Origin of the sequence: Streptomyces fulvorobeus (assembly GCF_013167895.1) — a bacterium.
Lineage (GTDB): Bacteria > Actinomycetota > Actinomycetes > Streptomycetales > Streptomycetaceae > Streptomyces > Streptomyces fulvorobeus.
The window spans coordinates 5,169,425-5,188,602 of the sequence record NZ_BLWC01000001.1; the positions used below are offsets into that span (position 1 = coordinate 5,169,425).

Sequence of the window (19,178 nt, forward strand, 5' to 3'; positions counted from 1 at the left end):
CACCCCACGGCTGGGGGTGGGGGGAAGTCCCGCAGCCGTGGGGGCGACGCTATCAAGAGGGGGCGCACTGATGTGCGAGCTCAGGCTCCAGCGGCGTACGAGACGAAACTGGTCCAGGAACCGGGCGTGAGGGCGAGTTGCGGGCCCTCGGTCACCTTGGAGTCGCGGATGTGGACGGTGTCGGGGCAGGTGGCGACTTCTACGCAGTCATCGCCGGAGCCGCTGCTGTAACTGGACTTGTGCCAGGAGAGGGCGACTTCTACGCAGGAGTCGCCCGAGCTCCCGCTGTAGCTGCTCTTGAACCAGGAAAGTTCTGTGGTGCTCATACTGCTCCTCGCATCTGCCGCAGCAGGCTCACGGAGTCCTCCAAAGAGAGAGCCTGTGATCGCATCCTGGCATACCGCATCTGGAGCATGCTGACCACTTTGGGGTCGTTGATGAGCTGTCCGCTTTCCTGCGCCTCGCAGTAGCCGAGCCACCGGTTGTTGGGAGATTCGCACAGCTGCATGGGGCCATCCATCCCGGCATGACCCGTACGCACCACAGGCATCACCTGGACTTCGACATTTCGCAGTCGCGCGATGTCGAGCACTTGGTCGATCAGCTCCCTGGTCACGTCGGGTCCGCCCATCTGGCGCCGGAACAGGTGCTCTTCCACGATGAAGCTGTACGAGGTGTTCGGGTGCTGCCACAACAGAAGCTGGCGTTCCAACCGTGCCAGCAATCGGTCCTCGACCTGATCGTCACCCAGCGGAGGCAGACGGTTTTCGAACAACCGCCGCGCGTACGCTTCCGTCTGCAACAACCCAGGCACCAGCCGGCATTCGTATGTGTAGAGGCTCACCGCCTCCGCTTCGAGATCTGCCCACTGGCGGAACCACTTGGCCAGCCCTGGCCGCCGGGACAGATGCCGCGCCGCTCCCCGGATCGCGCCGAACGCGTCCAGCACTACTTCGGCACGCTCGACGAAGTCCGCCGGAGGGAAGCGCCGACCCTGCTCGATGGAGGCGATCGTCGGCACCGAGTAGCGGACCAGCGGTGCGAACTCCTCCTGTGTCAGACCGGCCCGTTTCCGGAACGCCTTGACGACCTCTCCGAATGCTTTGAGACTCTCCGAGGGTTCGGGCTCCCCGCCACTCGTAACCCCACTCCTACTGCCCCCGATGTCCGCCATGGTCGGTCACCTTTCGCGCCTGTCCCCGTCCGCTCCAACCCAACTGATCCATCGTCACGCTCCGTGAGAGGTACTGTCCACTGTCTGTACCCGTACGCTGACCGAGCGTACGAGTCGCTTACCTGGTGCGTGTGGGGGTCACGCGTTACGTGCGAGGTGGCGGAGCCGGTCCACGAGTGCGTGGACGTCATGCGCGACACCGCTGTCAGTGACACATTCCGTGGCCGTCGCGAGCGTAGGGCGACAGGCGCGGCAGAGGCCGTCAGGGAGTGCTTCCGGGCGGCCAGGAACCCCGCACGTGGTGCACTCCACCAGCGTCAGGCGTACGGGAGTTGCGGCCGGAGCGGGCAGGCGGGGCGGCATCTTGTCGCGGAGGCGACGGCGTACGAAGCCGCGCGGCACGTCGACCGTCGCGGGGAGCCCGGCGGTCAGGGCGTGCGTCAGGTACTCCGCGCTCACCCCGCGCGCCAGCCACTCCCCGGCAAGGCTCTCCAGTGCCGCGCAGTCGTCGGCGGAGAGGGCCAGGCGGGCGTCGGAGCAGCCCAGTTGTGCGAGGGCACGGTAGGCGGGCGAGGGGGAGTCCTCGCGCACGGGCGTCGGCTGCGGGGCCGAGGGCTCGACCGGATCGACGGGTCCGCCGGAGGTGGGGACGGGCGCGGGTGGCAGCGGGGCAGGTGCGCCCTTGCTGTCCTCGGCGGCGCTGAAGGCGATGTATCGCTCGCGCTCCGGCAGCAGGGCGAAGTCCTCCGTTTGGCGCGGGGCCTGACCGGGGGTGGACCGCTTGCCGTAACCGGGCCTGGCCATCGGGTGCGACGTGGAGGATGCGTGGGCGGGCAGGGCAGGGCTAAGGTGCTTGGTAGCCACGGGATCGACCTTCTTTCGATCTTGCGGTGAGACCCCGGCCTGGTGCTGCGAACACCGCGTCGGGGTCGTTTGTTGTGTCTCGGGCACCGTAAGCAGGCGCGAGAGTCCACCGCAAGCCGTCCCGGATTAGTCGTACTTGCTCGCGGCGACGGGCGGGGGAGGGGGGTTGGTTTTCCTTAACCAGCCTTTCTCAACCGGTGGTTGGGAAGAAGCTCGGGGCTCGGGTCTCGCGTCCCGACGCCCGGGTCCCGGGGCTTGAGCTTCGGTGCGCGCGCCTCCGTACGTACCCTCCAAAGAGTGACGTGAGACGCGAGATCCGGGACGCGGGCTTCGAGACGCGGGGAAGTCGCCGGAAGCCAACAGTCCGCTGTCGTCCGAGGTCACGGCCCGTCACCCCCACGGCCGGGCCCGGGCACCCGTACGCGTGTTCCGCGTACGGCCTCCGGATCTGGAGGCCGAGGGGGTGGGGCCGCCACGCTCGTCCTATGGAAGCTCCCCCCGCAGTCCGTTGTCCGCTCACCGTGCGTGAGTTCGCCCAGCGCTTCAGTGCCACGTCGAGAGGTGCCCGGCTCGCCCGGCGGTTCGCGCGGTTCGAACTGGACCGGTGGGGCATCCCGTACGGCGGCGACGTCTCCGACACCGCCGCGCTGCTGGTCGCGGAACTGGCCGCGAACGCCGCGACCCACGGCCGCGTACCCGGCCGGGACTTCGAACTCGTCCTGACCCTCACCCCGCGCGGCCCGGCGCTCAGCACGCTCCGCGTCGAAGTCTCCGACACCCGCACCGAGACCCGTCCGCCGTCCCCGGGCACGCTGGCCCTGCCCCCGCCCGACGCGGAGACCGGCCGGGGTCTGATCCTGGTCGACGCCCTGGCGGACCGCTGGGAGGTGCTCGACCGGGAGAGGGGGCCGGGCAAGACGGTCCGGGCGGAACTGGACCTCCTGTACTGACCTCCCGCCGGAGCGTACGACCGTACGCCCTCAGAGTGTACGATCGTCCGCATGACGACGGAGAAGACGGACCACGTCGCCCTCCCGTCGTACCGGAGGCCGTGGTCCGCCTCCAGCAGCGCGCCATGAGCCTCGCGGCGCGCTGACCGAGGGGATGGCGCTGCAGCGCGCGCTGGACGACGCACCTCACGACCGTGCGCTGACCCGCCCGGCCATGGCACGACTCACCGCCGCCGCCTAGCGGCCTCCCCTCCCCGACAGCCCGTGGGGTCGCGGCCCTGACACCGCACCCCACGGGCGCTCCACCGGCCTCACCCGTCCGTGCCGGACGGGGACGGCTTCGTGGGCTGGAGTCGCCTGCGCAGGAGGCAGAACTCGTTGCCCTCCGGGTCGGACAGCACGTGCCAGCTCTCGGCGCCGGTCTGGCCGATGTCGGCGGGCCTGGCACCGAGGGCGAGCAGCCGCTCCAGCTCGGCGTCCTGGTCGCGGTCGGTGGCGTTGACATCGATGTGCAGGGGGAGCTTCGCGGCCCGGGGGTGCTGCTGGGGCTCAGGACGAGGGTGGGCTGCGGACCGCCGAAGCCGACGCCGGGCGGTCCGATCTCGATGCTTCCGTCCTCTTCCCGGCCGAGTTCGACGTAACCGAGGACGTCGCTCCAGAAGGCGGCGAGACGCTCGGGGTCGGCGGCGTCGAGGACCAGTTCACTGATGCGGCATGCCATGTCGGCCAGTGTAGGGAGAGGGCGGAAGGCGGACCCGGTCAGCCGCCTTCCATCTCTCGGCCTTCCACCTCTCGGCGACCGACGTCGAAGCCGCACGCCCGGGCCGCGGCGGGCGCGGGCGCCCCGAACACGAACACACCCAGCCCGCCCGCCAGGGCGGCGAGCCCACCGTGGAAGAGGAGCAACGGCCCGGCGACGAGCCCGGCGACGAGGGCCAGCAGGGCGAACCCGCCGACCCAGGGCTCGTCGTCGTGGGTCCATATCCGGATGTACACCCCGGCGACTATCAGCGCCATGACCCAGAACTCGACGCCGAAGAACCACCCCAACTCCCCCGTGCTGGCACGCACGCACCACGCGTCGACGTACGAAGCGGTCACGGCCAAGGGTGCGATGACGGCCGCCTTGCCCGCCGCGACGCCCAGAGATGCCTTGGTCAACGGAGTTTCTCCCCGTCCTGGCGGCCGCGGGTGGCGGCAGCGGTCTACCGGGCTCATACCACCGGCCGGCACCGGAGGAACGGCGTCCGCCGCACTGTTCGCGCCGTCGTCGTCCGGCCGCCCCGGCCGGGCCCGGGCGGCGTGAAGCGGAGCTGAGGGGGCGGTTAAGAAATCCTCGATGGACCTGCGGCGCGGGGTGGGGCAGATTGCTTCCTGACGGCAGAGAGTGGTGCGCGGAGCCGGACGTCCGACGCGAACCGGCGACCTGCCGTACCTCACCTCTTCCCCGGGCCGCGGGCTTCCTTCCCCCGGTCCCCGGCCCGGGGTACTCGACGCCGTACCAGGCACAGGGAGCCGCAGCCGTGAAGGCACTCGTGAAGCAGAAGGCCGAGCCGGGGCTCTGGCTGATGGACGTGCCGGAGCCGGAGACCGGGCCGGGCGACGTCCTCATCAAGGTGCTCCGCACCGGCATCTGCGGCACCGACCTGCACATCAGGGCCTACGACGGCTGGGCCCAGCAGGCCGTGCGCACCCCGCTCGTCCTGGGCCACGAGTTCGTCGGCGAGGTCGCCCGGCTCGGCTCCGACGTGGTCGACATCGAGGTCGGGGACCTCGTCAGCGGCGAGGGCCACCTCGTCTGCGGCAAGTGCCGCAACTGCCTGGCCGGCCGCCGCCACCTCTGCCGCTCCACCCTCGGACTCGGCGTCGGCCGGGACGGCGCGTTCGCCGAGTACGTCGCCCTGCCGGCGTCCAACGTCTGGGTGCACCGCGTCCCCGTGGACCTCGACATCGCCGCGATCTTCGACCCCTTCGGCAACGCCGTGCACACCGCGCTGTCCTTCCCGCTCGTCGGCGAGGACGTGCTGATCACCGGCGCGGGACCGATCGGCATCATGGCCGCGGCCGTAGCCCGCCACGCCGGAGCCCGCCATGTCATGATCACCGACGTCAGCGAGGCCCGCCTCGAACTGGCCCGCAAGGTCGGCGTGAGTCTCGCGCTCAACGTCGCCGACGAGACCATCGCGGACGGACAGAAGCACCTCGGTCTCCGCGAGGGGTTCGACATCGGCCTGGAGATGTCCGGCAGGCCCGAGGCGATGCGGGACATGATCGCGAACATGACGCACGGCGGCCGGATCGCGATGCTCGGACTGCCCGCCGAGGAGTTCGCCGTCGACTGGTCGCGCGTCGTCACCTCGATGATCACCATCAAGGGCATCTACGGCCGCGAGATGTACGAGACCTGGTACGCGATGTCCGTACTGCTCGAAGGCGGTCTGGACCTGGCCCCCGTGATCACCGGCCGGTACGGCTACCGCGACTTCGAAGCGGCGTTCGACGACGCGGCGAGTGGTCTCGGTGGCAAGGTCATCCTGGACTGGACCGTCTGAACCACCCGACCGCCGCCCAGGCGCCCGCGGTCCAGCCACCGACGTATCCAGCTACCGAGCCGGGAGACACCCTTATGTTCGACTCCGTACGTGACGACGTGCGCACCACCCTCGACGAGATCAAGGCCGCCGGGCTCCACAAGCCCGAGCGCGTGATCGGCACCCCGCAGTCCGCGACCGTCGCGGTCACCTCCGGCGGACGCCCCGGCGAGGTCCTCAACTTCTGCGCCAACAACTACCTCGGCCTCGCCGACCACCCCGAGGTCGTCGCCGCCGCGCACGAGGCACTGGACCGCTGGGGCTACGGACTGGCCTCGGTCCGCTTCATCTGCGGCACCCAGGAGGTCCACAAGGAACTGGAGCAGCGGCTCTCGTCGTTCCTCGGCCAGGAGGACACGATCCTCTACTCCTCCTGCTTCGACGCCAACGGCGGTGTCTTCGAGACCCTCCTCGGCGCCGAGGACGCGGTCATCTCCGACGCCCTCAACCACGCGTCGATCATCGACGGCATCCGGCTCTCCAAGGCCAAGCGCCACCGTTACGCCAACCGGGACATGGCCGACCTGGAGCAGCAGCTCAAGGAGGCGTCCGGGGCCCGGCGCAGGCTCATCGTCACCGACGGTGTGTTCTCGATGGACGGTTACGTCGCCCCGCTGCGCGAGATCTGCGACCTGGCCGACCGCTACGACGCCATGGTCATGGTCGACGACTCGCACGCCGTGGGCTTCGTCGGCGCCGGTGGGCGCGGCACCCCCGAGCTGCACGGCGTCATGGACCGCGTCGACATCATCACCGGCACGCTCGGCAAGGCGCTCGGCGGTGCGTCCGGCGGCTACGTCGCCGCCCGCGCCGAGATCGTCGCCCTGCTGCGTCAGCGCTCGCGCCCGTACCTCTTCTCCAACTCGCTGGCGCCCGTCATCGCCGCCGCCTCCCTCAAGGTCATCGACCTGCTGGAGTCCGCCGGTGAGCTGCGCGACCGGCTCAACGCCAACACCGCGCTCTTCAGGTCCCGGATGACCGAGGAGGGCTTCGACGTCCTGCCCGGTGACCACGCCATCGCCCCCGTGATGTTCGGGGACGCGGCGAAGGCGGGCCGGATGGCGGAGCTGCTGCTCGAACGCGGTGTGTACGTGATCGGGTTCTCGTACCCGGTCGTCCCGCAGGGCGCGGCGCGCATCCGCGTACAGCTGTCCGCCGCGCACTCCACCGACGACGTGAACCGCGCCGTGGACGCGTTCGTCGACGCGCGGGCGGCGCTGGCGCAGTAGCCGGGCGGCCCCGGAGTCCCGCCGGACGTGGAGCGATCCGGAGCGGGGAGCTGGGACAATAGGGCGCATGATCGATGCCCGGCGGCTGCGAATTCTCCGTGCGGTGGCGGATCACCGCACGGTGACCGCCGCGGCCGCCGCGCTGTATCTGACCCCCTCCGCCGTGTCCCAGCAGCTCGCCGCCCTTGAGCAGGAGACCGGCCACCGGCTGGTCGAACGCGGGGCGCGCGGGGCGCGGCTCACGGCGGCGGGGGAGATCCTGCTGACCCACACCAACGTGGTGCTGGCCCAGCTGGAACGGGCCGAGGCGGAGCTCGCGGCGTACAGCGCCGGAGTGGCCGGTACGGTGACGGTCGCCGCGTTCGCCACCGGCATCGGTCTGGTCCTCGCCCCCGCCATCACCGAGCTGAACCTCACCGCGCCCGGCATCCGGGTCCGGGTGCAGGACGCCGAGGGTGACGCGAGCGTGCCGATGGTGCTGGACCGGCAGGTGGATGTGGCGGTCGCCGTCGAGTACCGGGGCGCGCCGGGCGCGGACGACGAGCGGCTGACGCGGGTGCCGCTCTACTCCGAACCCTTCGACGCCGTACTGCCCGTGGACCACCGGCTGGCCGGGCAGGACCAGGTGGCGGTCGCGGATCTCGCGAAGGACCCGTGGATCGGGCCGTACCCGGGAAACCCCTGCCACGACGTGGTCGTCCTCGCCTGCGAGTTCGCCGGCTTCGAACCCCGGCTGGAGCACTCGTCGGACGACTTCCGCGCGGTGGTCGCGCTGGCCGGGGCGGGCGCGGGCGTGGCACTGGTGCCGAGGTCCGCGTTGCGGGGGGTGGAACTCGCAGGGGTGGTCGTCCGCCCCGTGGAGGGCAGCGCGCCGACCCGCCGGGTCTTCGCGGCCGTCCGCCAGGGCGCGGAGGGGCACCCGTTGATCCGGCCGGTCCTGGACGCGCTGCGGGCGGCGGGAGCGGATCAGGCCCGGCCGGCGGCCGAGGACACCTCTTCGGCCGTCCCCGATCGCCGGTCCACCTGGACGTGACGCGGCCCCCGGCGGGCTACGCGGGCTGCAACAGGTCCCAGCGGTTGCCGTAGAGATCCTCGAAGACCGCCACCGAACCGTAGACCTCGTGCCGCGGCTCCTCCAGGAACCGCACCCCGGCGGCCCGCATCCGGGCGTGGTCGCCCGCGAAGTCCTCCGTATGGAGGAAGAAGCCCACCCGGCCGCCCGTCTGCGCCCCGACGCTCGCGCGCTGCGCCTCGTCCTTCGCCCGCGCCAGCAGCAGCCCCGCCCCCGCCGCGCCGCCGCGCGGGCACACGACCACCCAGCGGGAGCCGTCACCCCGGTCGGAGTCCTCCACCAGCTCGAAGCCCAGGGAGTCGCGGTAGAAGGCGATGGCCTCGTCGTAGTCGGCGACGACGAGGGTGACCAGAGCGAGGTAGGACATGGGGTGCCTCGTGATGACGTGGGGCGGAGTTCCTGACGTGGTACGTGACACTAACGTTGCCGCCGCCCGTCCCACCACAATGGCCCGCATGGACACGAGCGACCTCCCAGCGCTGACGGCCCGCGCCCGGCTCCTGGCCGTCCCCGGCCACCGCCGTTTCCTCGGCATCGCGGGTCCGCCGGGCGCGGGGAAGTCCACCCTGGCGGCCCGGCTCGTCGACGCGCTGGACGGGCTCGCCGTCCTCGTCCCGATGGACGGCTTCCACCTGGCGCAGGCGGAGCTGGTCCGGCTCGGCCGCGCCGGCCGCAAGGGCGCCCCCGACACCTTCGACGCCGCCGGGTACGCGGCATTGCTGCGGCGGCTCCGTGACCCCGGTGAGCCCGGCCCCGTCTACGCCCCCGCCTTCGACCGGGCGCTGGAGGAACCGGTCGCCGGCTCCGTGCCCGTACCGCCCGGCATCCCGCTCGTCGTCACCGAGGGGAACTACCTGCTGCACGACGAGGGCCCCTGGGCGCCCGTGCGCGGACTGCTCGACGAGACGTGGTACCTGGACGTCGACCCCGAACGGCGGGTGCGCCGGCTCGTCGGTCGGCATGTGCGCTTCGGCAGGTCCCGCCCGGACGCCGAGCGCTGGGTCTCCCGGTCCGACGAACCGAACGCCCGCCTGGTCGAGCGGGGCCGCGCCCGCGCCGACCTCGTCGTACGGCTCGAAGACACCGCCTGACCGGCCGGGTCCCGCCCCCGTTCGCACGAGCGTGCTCCGACCGGCAGGCTGCTGTGTGCCGTGTCGTGCCGCCAGGAGGTCCGCGTGTCCAGACCCGGACCACCCCGTGCCGTTCACCGCCGACGACCACCGGGCCCGCATGGCTCCCGCCGCCGACGCGGGCCTCGCGGCCTTCTCGTAGCGCCCGGCCCGCCCCGGCTGACGGCTCGTCGGCAGCCCGTGGGCGTCAGTCGTCGGCGAGGATCACGCACGACTCCGGCGGCAGGTGCAGCAGCCCGTCCGCCCCCGGTGCCTCGACCGGCTCCCACGCGGCCAGCACCCGGCCACCGCCGCCGCGGTGCCGCCCGCCGCCCAGCGGGATGGCGGCCGGCGTGCCGGAGAGGTTGACCGCGATCCGCAGATCACCCCTGCGGTAGGCCAGCCAGCGGGCGGCCTCGTCGTACGCGGTCCGCACGGTGGCCAGGTCCGGGTCGTGCAGGTCGGGCATCGCGCGGCGCAGCGCGATCAGTTCGCGGTACCAGGCGTGCACCCGGGCGTGCGGTGCGCGCTCCTGTTCGCTCCAGTCGAGACAGGAGCGGTCACGGGTGGCGGGGTCCTGTGGATCGGGAATCTCCTCCTCCGCCCAGCCGTGCGCCCCGAACTCACGCCGCCGCCCGTTGCGGACGGCCTCCGCGAGTTCCGGGTCGGTGTGGTCGGTGAAGAACTGCCACGGGGTACCGGCGCCCCACTCCTCGCCCATGAAGAGCATCGGGGTGAAGGGCGCGGTGAGCACCAGGGCTCCCGTGCACGCCTGGAGGCCGGGGGAGAGGGAGGCGGCGAGCCGGTCACCGAGGGCCCGGTTGCCGATCTGGTCATGGGTCTGCGCGTAGCCGACGAAGCGGTGGGCGGCGGCCCTGGTGACGTCGACGGGGCGGCCGTGGGTGCGGCCGCGGAAGCTGGAGTACGTACCGTCGTGGAAGAAGGCACTGGTCATGGTCTTGGCGAGGGCCGCGAGCGGGGCGGCGGCGAAGTCCGCGTAATACCCCTGGGACTCACCCGTGAGCGCGGTGTGCAGGGCGTGGTGGAAGTCGTCGTTCCACTGGGCGTGCAGCCCCAAGCCCCCGGACGCGCGCGGAGTGGTCGTGCGCGGGTCGCAGAGATCGGACTCGGCGATGAGCGAGAGGGGCCTGCCGGTGTCCGCCGCGAGCGCGTCGACCGCCGTGGAGAGCTCCTCCAGGAAGGTGAGCGCCCGGCTGTCGGCGAGGGCGTGGACGGCGTCCAGCCGCAGCCCGTCGAGGTGGTAGTCGCGCAGCCAGGCGAGCGCGCTCCCCAGCAGATACGCCCGCACCTCGTCCGAGCCCGGCGCGTCCAGGTTCACGGCCGCGCCCCACGGGGTGTGATGCGTGTCGGTGAAGTAGGGGCCGAAGGCGGGAAGGTAGTTGCCGGAGGGGCCCAGATGGTTGTGGACGACGTCCAGGACGACGCCGAGCCCCAGGCCGTGCGCCGCGTCGACGAACCGTTTCAGCCCGGCCGGGCCGCCGTACGGCTCGTGCACGGCCCACAGCGACACCCCCTCGTATCCCCACCCGTGGGTCCCCGGGAACGGGCAGACGGGCATCAGCGACACGTGGGTGATGCCGAGCTCGGCGAGGTGCCCGAGCCGTTCGGCGGCGGCGTCGAAGGTGCCCGCCCCGGTGTACGTGCCGACGTGCAGCTCGTACAGCACGGCGCCGGGCAGCCCCCGTCCCGCCCACTCGTTGCGCCAGACGTGGGTGTTGTGGTCGTACACGGCGCTCAGGCCGTCCGGCCCGTCCGGCTGGCGGCGCGAGCGCGGGTCGGGGAGCACGGGTCCGCCGTCCACCGAGAAACCGTAGCGGTCACCGTCGACGGCCTCCGCCGACGTGGTCCACCAGCCCGGCCGCGTCGAGTCCCGCTCCATCGGCCGCGTGCCGTCCGCAACCCTGAGCCCGACCGACTCCGCGTCGGGTGCCCACACCTCGAACTGCATGCGCCACTCCTCGTCCGTCGACCGGCTGCCCCCTGATCATTGCCCTGCCGTGTTTCCCCTCATACGTGGCAGGGCCGAGCGGCCGGGGAAGGTCGCCCGGGCGGCTGGCACCCGGACCGGGGCGGGAGGCGCCCGCCCCGGTCCGGACAGAGGCCCTAGACCAGGTGGACGCGCTCCTGCGTCACGGGGTGACCCGCCCGCGCGAACGCGGCGGCCATCGGCACGTTCCCCCGGTCCGTCGCGCCCGTGATGGACTCGGCGCCCTCGGCGGCCAGGAAGTGCGTGCACTCCACGAGCAGGTCGTAGCCGTATCCGTGGCCCCGCGCCTCGGGCACGACGCCGATGAAGCCGACGCACGGACCCGACGGGTTGCGGGCGGGCACGTGGATGCCGGCCACCTCGCCGTCCGGCGTGTACGCGAGCTGCCACCAGGAACGGGGCGAGGGGCACCAGTGGAAGAAGTCCAGCTCCTCCTGGGCCGCCGCCTCCAGTCCCCCCGGCCCTTCGATGGCGCGCCGGGCGTGCGCGTCCAGGGTGACGGAGTGGACGCGGCGCAGGACGTCGAGGATCACCGCGTCATCGGGTTCCGGACGGAACGTCAGCCGGCCGGGCCGCTCCGGAATCCCGCAGTCCGGGGTCCAGAGATAGCGGAACCGCTCGACGAGCGGCTCCATGCCGGCCGCGGTGGCGGCGGCGATGCGGGCCTCGGCCGCCGCGCGCACGGCGGGGACCTCCCGCCAGTCCGCCGGCAGGATCAGCTCGTACTCCGCGTGCAGCGGGGAGCGGCGCAGCAGTTCGGTGCCCGCCGCGTCCTCACCCTCGGCGAAGTCGAACCAGTTGAGGAGCACCGGCTCGGTGTCGCCGGGCCCCGACCACCAGGCGGCCCTGGCGACGACGGTGCCGTCCCGCAGGGCGACCCAGGTCCACTCGGGGCGGTACTCCCCGCCCTCGGCGACCGTGCCGTAGCGGTGTCCGAAAGCCGCGCGGCCGACGAGGCCGTCATCGTGCAGGGAATCGAAAAGGGAAGCGTCGCTCGGAGTGAGCGCGCGGATGACCAGACCGGTCATGGAAATGTCCTCTGGGACGAAGCGCGCCCCCGGTCAGACGGGGTCCGACACCGCCCTGCGGGCGGGACGGGAGCGCGGGAACGAAGTGGTACGCGGGGTGGTGCCGTCGCTGGTGCGCACTGTTCTCGCCTCCTTCCTCGACCGTGGCCTCTGACGTCGCGGCTGACCGTAGCGCGGTCCCGGGCGGGCCGTCCACGGGTTTTTCCCTTCTCCGCCGTGAACGGCCCCAGGGAGAAGGGGGAGTTCTTCTGGACACGTCGGCCCGGTCGGACCGACAATCAGACATGTGACGTCCTCCTCCGAGTTCCAGACGTATCCCGCGCGGCTCTCCGACGCCCAGCGCGACCGTGTGCTCGGTGTGCTCAGAGACGGCGCGGCGCAGGGCAAGCTCTCGCACGACACGTTCATGCGGCGGATGGAACTGGCCCTCGTCGCCCGGCGCGCCGAGGAACTGGACGTACTCACCCACGATCTGGAATCCGGTGGCCGCTGGACGCGCGGACTGTTCCGCGCGGTCGGCGGCGTATCGGCCTTCTCCGTACGGCTGCGCAGGGCGTGGACGTCCGAGCGGCTGCCCAGACTCCTGCTGCCCGCACCCGGCCCGCGGCCCCTGTTCATCGGGCGCGACCCGGGGAACGGGCTGCGGCTCAACCACGAGACGGTCTCGCGGACGCACGCCGAACTCACCGCGCACGGCAGCCGGTGGGTCCTGCGCGACCTGGGTTCGACGAACGGCACCTGTGTCAACGGCCAGCGGGTCACCGGCTCGGTGCCGGTGCGCGACGGGGACCAGGTGAGCTTCGGGCGGATGAGCTTCCGCCTCACCGCGCCCGCACCGAGGCCACCGGCCTGACAGCCCCGCCCCGCCCGTGACGGATCGGACCTGCTGCCCGCGGTCGCCGCGTTTCCCGGAGCCGCCGGCCCGTACGGACCCACGTCCTTGACCACCCCGACACCGGCGGTGCGCTCCCGGCGTCCGAAGCCGTGAGCACCGGGCGCGGCCCGGCCCGTCACCCGAACAGCCGCACCTCCACTGCGCCGCACCCCCGGCAGTGATGGGCTGAGGGCCTGGCGCACACGCGTCGGACGGCGACGCGACCCCGGGGGGACCGATGCAGACCGGCCCGGCCGCCGAGAGCCCAGGCACCGACAGCCCCCGCAGCCGTGAGCTCGCGGAGGCACTCAGCGTCCTGACGCCGGGCGCCGACCAGGACCCGTACCGGCTGCGCCTCTACCGCCGGCTCCGCGAGGACCACCCGCTGACGTACGACACCGGCCTCGGCGCCTGGCTGCTCAGCCGGTACGCCGACGTGGCCGCCGCGCTCACCGACCCCCGCTTCGCGGGCTACCCGCACGAGGGCGCTCCCCGAGGCGGCACCGCGCCCCTCGGGCTCTGCCGGGGCAGCCTGGACTGCGCGCCCCTGCCCGGCGGCGCCCGCCACCGGCCCGCGGTGCAGCCGGCCCCGGGCGGCGCGGCCCTGGCACGGACCGCCTACGTCCTGGCGCGCCGGATAGCCGGCCGGGAGCAGGCCGACCTCGTACCGGAGTTCTGCCACTGGCTTCCGCTCGGCGGCGCCGTCACCGCTGCCGGGCTCGCGCACCCCGGCCTCACCCCGCTCTCCCGCGCCGACCTCCACCTGAGGATGGCCCGGGCCCCGGCGACCACCTGCGCCGCGCACACCGCGCTCCGCGAGACGGCCCTCGCCTCGTTCCTCGCCAACGTCCTGGACGAGCCCTGCCTCCTGGAGGTACTCGGCACCGACCCGGACCTCATCGTGGGCGCCTGGACGGAGACCCTGCGCCGCGATCCGCCGGTGCAGATCGTCCTGCGCCGTACCGTCACCGACGTGCCCGTCAGCGGTGGCACACTCCCGGCGGGGGCCGCGGTCGCCTGCCTGATGGGCGCGGCGGGACGCGACCCCGACCGCTTCGCCGCACCCGACCGCTTCGACCCGTTCAGGCCCGACCCGGGGCACCTCACCACCGGGCCCGCGCACTGCCCGGCGGTCCTCCTGGGCCGGCTGGAAGCCGAACAAGGGCTGCACGCCCTGCTCGACGCCATGCCCGGCATCCGCTGGGCGGAGGGATTCAGGCCCACCGCCACCGGCCTCCTCACCCGGGGTCCCCGGACCCTTCTCGTACGGCCTTGCGGAGCAGTGCCACCGGCCGTTCGGCGAACAGCTCGGCGAGCTCGACCACCGGACCTGTGAACTCCCTCTCCGGTGACAGCAGATCACGCCACGGCCCCGCGCCGGGCAGCGTCAGTGCCGTGCCGCGCCAGCCGCCCTCATCGGCGAGGCGCAGGGAGAGCCGGGTCACCGCGGTGACGACCTCGCCCGACCTGGCGAAGGCCACGCAGTGGGCCGCCGCGGGGCCGTGCGCCGCCAGCGCGGTGTACGTCCCCCGCTCCCCGAAGAACTCGGGCCGCTCACGCCGCAGGCCCAGCGCCGCCACCGTGAGCGCGGTCTTCTCGTCGGCCTCGCCGTCGGGCTCCCGGAACGGGCTGCGGTTGTCCGGGTCGACGAGAGCGAGATACTCCCGCTCCGTGCCCTGGTACAGATCCGGCACGCCCGGCATCGTCAGCTGCACCAGAGCCGCGCCCAGCACACTGGCCCGCACCTGGGGGCGGAGGGAGGCCGCGAACCGCGTCAGCAGCGTCCGCGCGGGGCCCGCGTCGCTGCCGGGCCCCGCCGCGACGAAGTCCGCCACCGCCCGCTCGTACGCCGGATCGGGCTCGGTCCAGCTGGTGAACAGGCCCGCCTCCCGCACGGCCTTGAGCAGCGCGGGCTCCAGCCGCGCCGCCAGCTCCTCCGCCGGGAGGTCCGCGCAGCCGTACGCGGACTGCCACGCCTGCCAGGCCAGCTGCGGGTCGGGAGCGGCCGGCGCGGTGGCCCGGGTCACCTGCGCCATCAGGGACGACCACTGCTCAGGACACTCCGAGAGCGCCGCGATCCTGGCCCGCACGTCGGCGCTCCGCTTGGTGTCGTGCGTGGTCAGCACCGTGCCCGTGGCGGGCCAGTCACGGGCGAGGCGCGCGCAGAACGCGTGGAACTCCTGCGGTGACACCGCGGGCAGGCCCGGGTCCCCGCCCACCTCGGTCGCCGAGATCAGCGGTACGTAGCGGTAGAACGCGGTGTCCTCGACCGACTTGGCGTGCAATGCCGACGCGGTCTGCGCGAACCGCGCGCAGAACGCCGTCTGCGCGTCGCCCGCGCCGAGCCGGCCCAGCGCCAGTTCCCGCACCACGTCGACGGCCGCGGCCTCCTCGGCCACGGAGAACACCGCCTTCGCGTCCCGCACCGCCTCCGGCGGCAGGGCCGACTCCGCGAGTGCGGTGACCGGGCCGCCCGCGGTGACGTAGGGGCGGTAGACGGGAACGCGGACGAGCAGTTCGGTGACGGCCGCCTGGAGGGCCCAGGGCGCGTGGTCGCGCAGCGCGGGGTCCTGGGCGCACACCTCGGCGGCGAGCCGGGTCAGCCAGCGGGTCTCGGCGGCCAGTTCGTGGTTGACCACGCGGTACGCGGCCCGGCGCACCGTCGCCTTCCAGTGGCCCCCGCGGTCCTCGGGCGGACCGGCGAAGTCCCGGTAGCGGCCCAGCAGCTCGGCCGAGCCCGTGGGGTCGGTGAAGAGCCCGTCGATCCGGTGGAGCGCGTCGTATCCCGTGGTCCCGGCGACCGCCCAGCCGGCGGGCAGGGTCTCGGAGCCGGTGAGGATCTTCTCCACCACCGTCCACCGGCCGCCGGACGCCTCGCTCAGCTGCTCCAGGTAGGCGGCGGGCTCCGCCAGCCCGTCCGGGTGGTCGATACGCAGCCCGTCCACGACACCGTCGCTCAGGAGTTCGAGGATCTTGGCGTGGGTGGCGGCGAAGACCTCGGGGTGTTCCACCCGTACGCCGATCAGCTCGGAGATGGTGAAGAACCGCCGGTAGTTCAGCTCCGTACGGGCGAGGCGCCACCAGGCGAGCCGGTAGTGCTGGGCGTTCAGCAGTTCGGGCAGGGGCAGCCCGGCCGTGCCCTCGCGCAGGGGGAACTCCTGCTCGCCGTAGCGCAGCACCGGAGCGCCCGCCCTCTCTCCAGGGCCCGGCCCGTCTTCCGTGCCCACCTCGAAGTGGCCGATCTCGTCGGCGAGAGGGCCCGCGAGCACGGGCAGCAGCACCTTGCCGCCGCCCGCCGTCCAGTCGATGTCGAACCATCGCGCGTACGGCGACGTCCGCCCCTCGCGCAGCACCTCCCACAGCTGGCGGTTGTGGCGGGGCGCTGCCGCCATGTGGTTCGGCACGATGTCCAGCACCAGTCCGAGGCCGTACTCCCTGGCGGTCGCGGACAGTTGCCGCAGCCCCGCCTCGCCGCCGAGCTCCGCGCGTACGCGGCTGTGGTCGACGACGTCGTAGCCGTGCCGGGAACCCGGAACGGCCTCCAGGACGGGTGACAGGTGCAGATGGGAGACACCGAGTGCGGCGAGATACGGCACTGCCTTACCGGCAGCGGAGAAGGGGAAGTCCGGCTGGAGCTGGAGTCGGTACGTGGCGGTGGGCGTCATGAACACGTAAGTACCCATTACGGAGCCATCTGTGTCACGGCCCGTGCGGAAGGCCCCCTCCGGCGGCATCGGATTCACCCGCCGGAGGGGGCTCGCGCCCGTGCTACGCCAGACGCTTCAGCACCGTCAGACTGCGCCCGACCAGCGTGACCCGCTCACCCGCCGAGACCTTCGGACCCGAGCCGGGTGGCACACCGTCCGGGCGGGCCGTGTCCACGATGACCTGCCACTGCCGTCCGTGGTCCACCGGAACGGCGAATTCCAGGGTGTCGGCGCCTGCGTTGAACATCAGCAGGAAGGAGTCGTCGGAGATCCGTTCGCCGCGCGGACCGGGCTCCGAGATCGCCTGCCCGTTCAGGAAGACCGTCAGGGCCTTGGCATGGGCGACCTGCCAGTCCCGCTGGGCCATCTCCTGGCCCTCCGGGGTGAACCAGGCGATGTCGGACAGCTCGTCGTGCGTGCCCTCCACCGGCCGGCCGTGGAAGAACCGCCGGCGTCTGAACACCGGATGGTCCCGGCGCAGCCACACCATGGAGCGGGTGAACTCCAGCAGGCCGGTGTCCGGGCCGCCCGCGCCGCCGTCCTCGTCGTCCTCGCCGTCCGCCGGGCGGGCGGCCGGGTCGGGCCAGTGCACCCACGCCAGCTCGTTGTCCTGGCAGTAGGCGTTGTTGTTGCCGTGCTGCGTACGGGCGAACTCGTCCCCGTGACTCAGCATCGGCACACCCTGGGACAGCATGAGGGTGGCGATGAAGTTGCGCATCTGGCGGTTGCGCAGCTCCAGGACCTCCTTGTCCTCGGTCCCGCCCTCGGCGCCGCAGTTCCAGGACCGGTTGTGGCTCTCGCCGTCCCGGTTCCCCTCACCGTTGGCGTCGTTGCGCTTGTCGTTGTAGGAGACGAGGTCGTGCAGGGTGAAGCCGTCGTGGCAGGTGAAGAAGTTGATCGAGGCGAGCGGCCGCCGGCCGTCGTCCTGGTACAGGTCGGACGAGCCCGTCAGCCGCCCGGCGAACTCCGCCAGCGTCCGCGGCTCGCCCCGCCACAGGTCCCGTACCGTGTCGCGGTACTTGCCGTTCCACTCGGTCCACAGCGGCGGGAAGTTCCCCACCTGGTAGCCGCCCTCGCCGACGTCCCACGGCTCGGCGATCAGCTTCACCTGGCTGACCACCGGGTCCTGCTGGACCAGGTCGAAGAAGGACGACAGCCGGTCCACCTCGTGGAACTGGCGTGCCAGGGTCGCCGCCAGATCGAAGCGGAAGCCGTCGACGTGCATCTCGGTCACCCAGTACCGCAGCGAGTCCATGATCAGCTGTAGGACGTGCGGCGACCGCATGAGCAGGGAGTTCCCGGTCCCTGTGGTGTCCATGTAGTACTGCTGGTCCTCCGCCAGCCGGTAGTACGAGGCGTTGTCCAGCCCCCGGAAGGAGAGCGTCGGCCCCAGGTGGTTGCCCTCCGCCGTGTGGTTGTAGACCACGTCGAGGATCACCTCGATGCCCGCCTTGTGGAGCGCCCGGACGGCCTGCTTGAACTCCAGCACCTGTTCGCCGCGGTCGCCCCAGGAGGCGTAGGCGTTGTGCGGGGCGAAGAAGCCGATGGTGTTGTAGCCCCAGTAGTTGGCCAGACCCGCGTCGGCGAGCCGGTGGTCCTGGACGAACTGGTGCACCGGCATCAGCTCGATCGCGGTCACGCCGAGCTCCGTCAGATGGGCGATGACCTCCGGATGGGCCAGACCGGCGTACGTGCCGCGCAGCTCCTCCGGCAGCCCCGGATGCAGCATCGTGAGGCCCTTGACATGGGCCTCGTAGATCACGGTGCGGTGGTAGTCCGTCCGGGGCGGGCGGTCGTCGCCCCAGTCGAAGTACGGATTGACCACGACCGAGCTCATGGTGTGCGGAGCGGAGTCGAGGTCGTTGCGGGCGTCGGGGCTGCCGAACGGGTAGCCGTACACGGCCTCGCCCCACTCGATCTTCCCGGAGACCGCCCGCGCGTACGGGTCGAGCAGCAGCTTCGCCGAGTTGCAGCGCTGCCCCTGCTGCGGCTCGTACGGTCCGTGCACCCGGAAGCCGTACCGCTGGCCCGGCATCACACCGGGCAGGTAGGCATGCCGGACGAAGGCATCACTCTCGCGCAGTTCCACCGCCGTTTCGGAACCGTCGTCGTGCAGCAGGCACAACTCGATTCGGTGCGCGGCCTCCGAGAAGACCGCGAAGTTGGTACCGGCGCCGTCGTAGGTGGCACCGAGGGGATACGCCTGTCCCGGCCAGACCTGCATAGATCGACTCTTCCACTTCTGATCCGGGTGCCGCGGGGCCTTTCGGTCCGATACTCCCCGAAAGTGGGGCGTGCGCCTAGCACGTCGGCCGGTGCTGTCAACATCGAGCCCTTCGGGTACCGCCCCGGAGAGGAATCCGCGCGCCCCGTCCGCCCGACCGCGCGCCGGGGGCCCGGGAGCGGGTGCCTAACCATTATGAATCGGCTCACTCCGCCCGATCTTGCCGTAAGGAACAGGCTTGATTCACGGGGCAGTTGGGAAAGCAGCCTACGCATCGGGCTGCATCGGCTCACCCTCGCGGAGTACCCTTCCTTGATCGTTGGTGGGGGAGTGGAAGGCGGTACGCGG

17 protein-coding genes and 1 pseudogene are annotated in these 19,178 nt (G+C 72.2%); 8 read left to right on the forward strand and 10 right to left on the reverse strand.

Annotated elements, in window-relative coordinates; all coding sequences use genetic code 11:
- Nucleotides 1-80: 80 nt before the first annotated feature.
- The 3 genes from Sfulv_RS23185 to Sfulv_RS23195 all read right to left on the reverse strand — a co-directional run bounded on the left by Sfulv_RS23185 (nt 81) and on the right by Sfulv_RS23195 (nt 1,978).
- Nucleotides 81-326 carry a DUF397 domain-containing protein gene (locus tag Sfulv_RS23185; RefSeq protein WP_173316454.1) on the reverse strand — a complete coding sequence of 82 codons (246 nt, stop codon included), beginning with the start codon at nt 324-326 and terminating at the stop codon, nt 81-83.
- Nucleotides 323-1,174, reverse strand: coding sequence for a helix-turn-helix domain-containing protein (locus Sfulv_RS23190; RefSeq protein ID WP_173316455.1), 852 nt, complete (start codon nt 1,172-1,174; stop codon nt 323-325). The genes Sfulv_RS23185 and Sfulv_RS23190 overlap by 4 nt, the downstream gene beginning before the upstream one ends.
- Before the next feature lie 138 nt (nt 1,175-1,312).
- Nucleotides 1,313-1,978 carry a hypothetical protein gene (locus tag Sfulv_RS23195; protein ID WP_173318145.1) on the reverse strand — a complete coding sequence of 222 codons (666 nt, stop codon included), beginning with the start codon at nt 1,976-1,978 and terminating at the stop codon, nt 1,313-1,315.
- A 545-nt stretch (nt 1,979-2,523) separates the two neighbouring features.
- Here Sfulv_RS23195 and Sfulv_RS23200 point away from each other — a divergent pair.
- Nucleotides 2,524-2,988, forward strand: a complete 465-nt coding sequence (locus Sfulv_RS23200) for an ATP-binding protein (protein WP_173316456.1) — start codon at nt 2,524-2,526, stop codon at nt 2,986-2,988.
- A gap of 311 nt (nt 2,989-3,299) precedes the next feature.
- On the opposite strand, the pseudogene Sfulv_RS23205 reads toward Sfulv_RS23200, so the two are convergent.
- A pseudogene (locus Sfulv_RS23205) lies at nt 3,300-3,709 on the reverse strand (VOC family protein).
- A gap of 38 nt (nt 3,710-3,747) precedes the next feature.
- Nucleotides 3,748-4,149 carry a hypothetical protein gene (locus Sfulv_RS23210; protein ID WP_173316457.1) on the reverse strand — a complete coding sequence of 134 codons (402 nt, stop codon included), beginning with the start codon at nt 4,147-4,149 and terminating at the stop codon, nt 3,748-3,750.
- A 362-nt stretch (nt 4,150-4,511) separates the two neighbouring features.
- On the opposite strand from Sfulv_RS23210, the gene tdh reads away from it, so the two are divergent.
- The 3 genes from tdh to Sfulv_RS23225 all read left to right on the forward strand — a co-directional run bounded on the left by tdh (nt 4,512) and on the right by Sfulv_RS23225 (nt 7,841).
- Nucleotides 4,512-5,540, forward strand: coding sequence for an L-threonine 3-dehydrogenase (tdh, locus tag Sfulv_RS23215; protein WP_173316458.1), 1,029 nt, complete (start codon nt 4,512-4,514; stop codon nt 5,538-5,540).
- Nucleotides 5,541-5,614: 74 nt separating this feature from the next.
- Nucleotides 5,615-6,808, forward strand: a complete 1,194-nt coding sequence (locus Sfulv_RS23220) for a glycine C-acetyltransferase (RefSeq protein WP_173316459.1) — start codon at nt 5,615-5,617, stop codon at nt 6,806-6,808.
- A gap of 67 nt (nt 6,809-6,875) precedes the next feature.
- A complete protein-coding gene (locus Sfulv_RS23225) occupies nt 6,876-7,841 on the forward strand; it encodes a LysR family transcriptional regulator (RefSeq protein WP_246353200.1) in 966 nt (321 codons plus the stop codon).
- A gap of 16 nt (nt 7,842-7,857) precedes the next feature.
- Here the strand turns inward: Sfulv_RS23225 and Sfulv_RS23230 are convergent, their stop codons facing one another.
- On the reverse strand, nt 7,858-8,247 hold the full coding sequence (locus tag Sfulv_RS23230; protein ID WP_173316460.1) for a VOC family protein: 390 nt from the start codon (nt 8,245-8,247) through the stop codon (nt 7,858-7,860).
- 88 nt (nt 8,248-8,335) lie between these two features.
- On the opposite strand from Sfulv_RS23230, the gene Sfulv_RS23235 reads away from it, so the two are divergent.
- On the forward strand, nt 8,336-8,971 hold the full coding sequence (locus Sfulv_RS23235; protein ID WP_173316461.1) for a nucleoside/nucleotide kinase family protein: 636 nt from the start codon (nt 8,336-8,338) through the stop codon (nt 8,969-8,971).
- Between the two features lie 226 nt (nt 8,972-9,197).
- Here Sfulv_RS23235 and treZ read toward each other — a convergent pair whose 3' ends face one another.
- Together treZ and Sfulv_RS23245 are read right to left on the reverse strand one after the other, a co-directional pair.
- Nucleotides 9,198-10,958, reverse strand: a complete 1,761-nt coding sequence (treZ, locus tag Sfulv_RS23240; protein WP_173316462.1) for a malto-oligosyltrehalose trehalohydrolase — start codon at nt 10,956-10,958, stop codon at nt 9,198-9,200.
- A 155-nt stretch (nt 10,959-11,113) separates the two neighbouring features.
- The gene (locus Sfulv_RS23245) at nt 11,114-12,025 is read right to left on the reverse strand and encodes a GNAT family N-acetyltransferase (protein WP_173316463.1); all 912 of its coding nucleotides are present in this window, start codon (nt 12,023-12,025) and stop codon (nt 11,114-11,116) included.
- On the opposite strand from Sfulv_RS23245, the gene Sfulv_RS23250 reads away from it, so the two are divergent.
- From Sfulv_RS23250 to Sfulv_RS23260, 3 genes are all read left to right on the forward strand, one after another.
- Nucleotides 12,024-12,179, forward strand: a complete 156-nt coding sequence (locus Sfulv_RS23250; RefSeq protein ID WP_173316464.1) for a hypothetical protein — start codon at nt 12,024-12,026, stop codon at nt 12,177-12,179. The genes Sfulv_RS23245 and Sfulv_RS23250 overlap by 2 nt on opposite strands.
- 132 nt (nt 12,180-12,311) lie before the next feature.
- Entirely contained in the window at nt 12,312-12,878 is a 567-nt protein-coding gene (locus Sfulv_RS23255; protein ID WP_173316465.1) for a DUF1707 and FHA domain-containing protein, read from the forward strand.
- A gap of 259 nt (nt 12,879-13,137) precedes the next feature.
- Nucleotides 13,138-14,235, forward strand: coding sequence for a cytochrome P450 (locus Sfulv_RS23260; protein ID WP_173316466.1), 1,098 nt, complete (start codon nt 13,138-13,140; stop codon nt 14,233-14,235).
- Here Sfulv_RS23260 and treY read toward each other — a convergent pair.
- Together treY and glgX are read right to left on the reverse strand one after the other, a co-directional pair.
- Entirely contained in the window at nt 14,138-16,564 is a 2,427-nt protein-coding gene (gene treY / locus Sfulv_RS23265) for a malto-oligosyltrehalose synthase (RefSeq protein WP_173316467.1), read from the reverse strand. The genes Sfulv_RS23260 and treY overlap by 98 nt on opposite strands.
- A gap of 103 nt (nt 16,565-16,667) precedes the next feature.
- Entirely contained in the window at nt 16,668-18,830 is a 2,163-nt protein-coding gene (gene glgX / locus Sfulv_RS23270) for a glycogen debranching protein GlgX (RefSeq protein ID WP_173316468.1), read from the reverse strand.
- Between the last annotated feature and the right edge of the window lie 348 nt (nt 18,831-19,178).

Bases quoted from the DNA above. Each gene is read 5' to 3' on its own strand.
- Sfulv_RS23185 (WP_173316454.1), bottom strand. From the start codon at position 326: ATGAGCACCACAGAACTTTCCTGGTTCAAGAGCAGCTACAGCGGGAGC.
- Sfulv_RS23190 (WP_173316455.1), bottom strand. From the start codon at position 1,174: ATGGCGGACATCGGGGGCAGTAGGAGTGGGGTTACGAGTGGCGGGGAG.
- Sfulv_RS23195 (WP_173318145.1), bottom strand. From the start codon at position 1,978: ATGGCCAGGCCCGGTTACGGCAAGCGGTCCACCCCCGGTCAGGCCCCG.
- Sfulv_RS23200 (WP_173316456.1), top strand. From the start codon at position 2,524: ATGGAAGCTCCCCCCGCAGTCCGTTGTCCGCTCACCGTGCGTGAGTTC.
- Sfulv_RS23220 (WP_173316459.1), top strand. From the start codon at position 5,615: ATGTTCGACTCCGTACGTGACGACGTGCGCACCACCCTCGACGAGATC.
- Sfulv_RS23225 (WP_246353200.1), top strand. From the start codon at position 6,876: ATGATCGATGCCCGGCGGCTGCGAATTCTCCGTGCGGTGGCGGATCAC.
- Sfulv_RS23230 (WP_173316460.1), bottom strand. From the start codon at position 8,247: ATGTCCTACCTCGCTCTGGTCACCCTCGTCGTCGCCGACTACGACGAG.
- Sfulv_RS23235 (WP_173316461.1), top strand. From the start codon at position 8,336: ATGGACACGAGCGACCTCCCAGCGCTGACGGCCCGCGCCCGGCTCCTG.
- treZ (WP_173316462.1), bottom strand. From the start codon at position 10,958: ATGCAGTTCGAGGTGTGGGCACCCGACGCGGAGTCGGTCGGGCTCAGG.
- Sfulv_RS23250 (WP_173316464.1), top strand. From the start codon at position 12,024: ATGGAAATGTCCTCTGGGACGAAGCGCGCCCCCGGTCAGACGGGGTCC.
- Sfulv_RS23245 (WP_173316463.1), bottom strand. From the start codon at position 12,025: ATGACCGGTCTGGTCATCCGCGCGCTCACTCCGAGCGACGCTTCCCTT.
- Sfulv_RS23260 (WP_173316466.1), top strand. From the start codon at position 13,138: ATGCAGACCGGCCCGGCCGCCGAGAGCCCAGGCACCGACAGCCCCCGC.
- treY (WP_173316467.1), bottom strand. From the start codon at position 16,564: ATGACGCCCACCGCCACGTACCGACTCCAGCTCCAGCCGGACTTCCCC.
- glgX (WP_173316468.1), bottom strand. From the start codon at position 18,830: ATGCAGGTCTGGCCGGGACAGGCGTATCCCCTCGGTGCCACCTACGAC.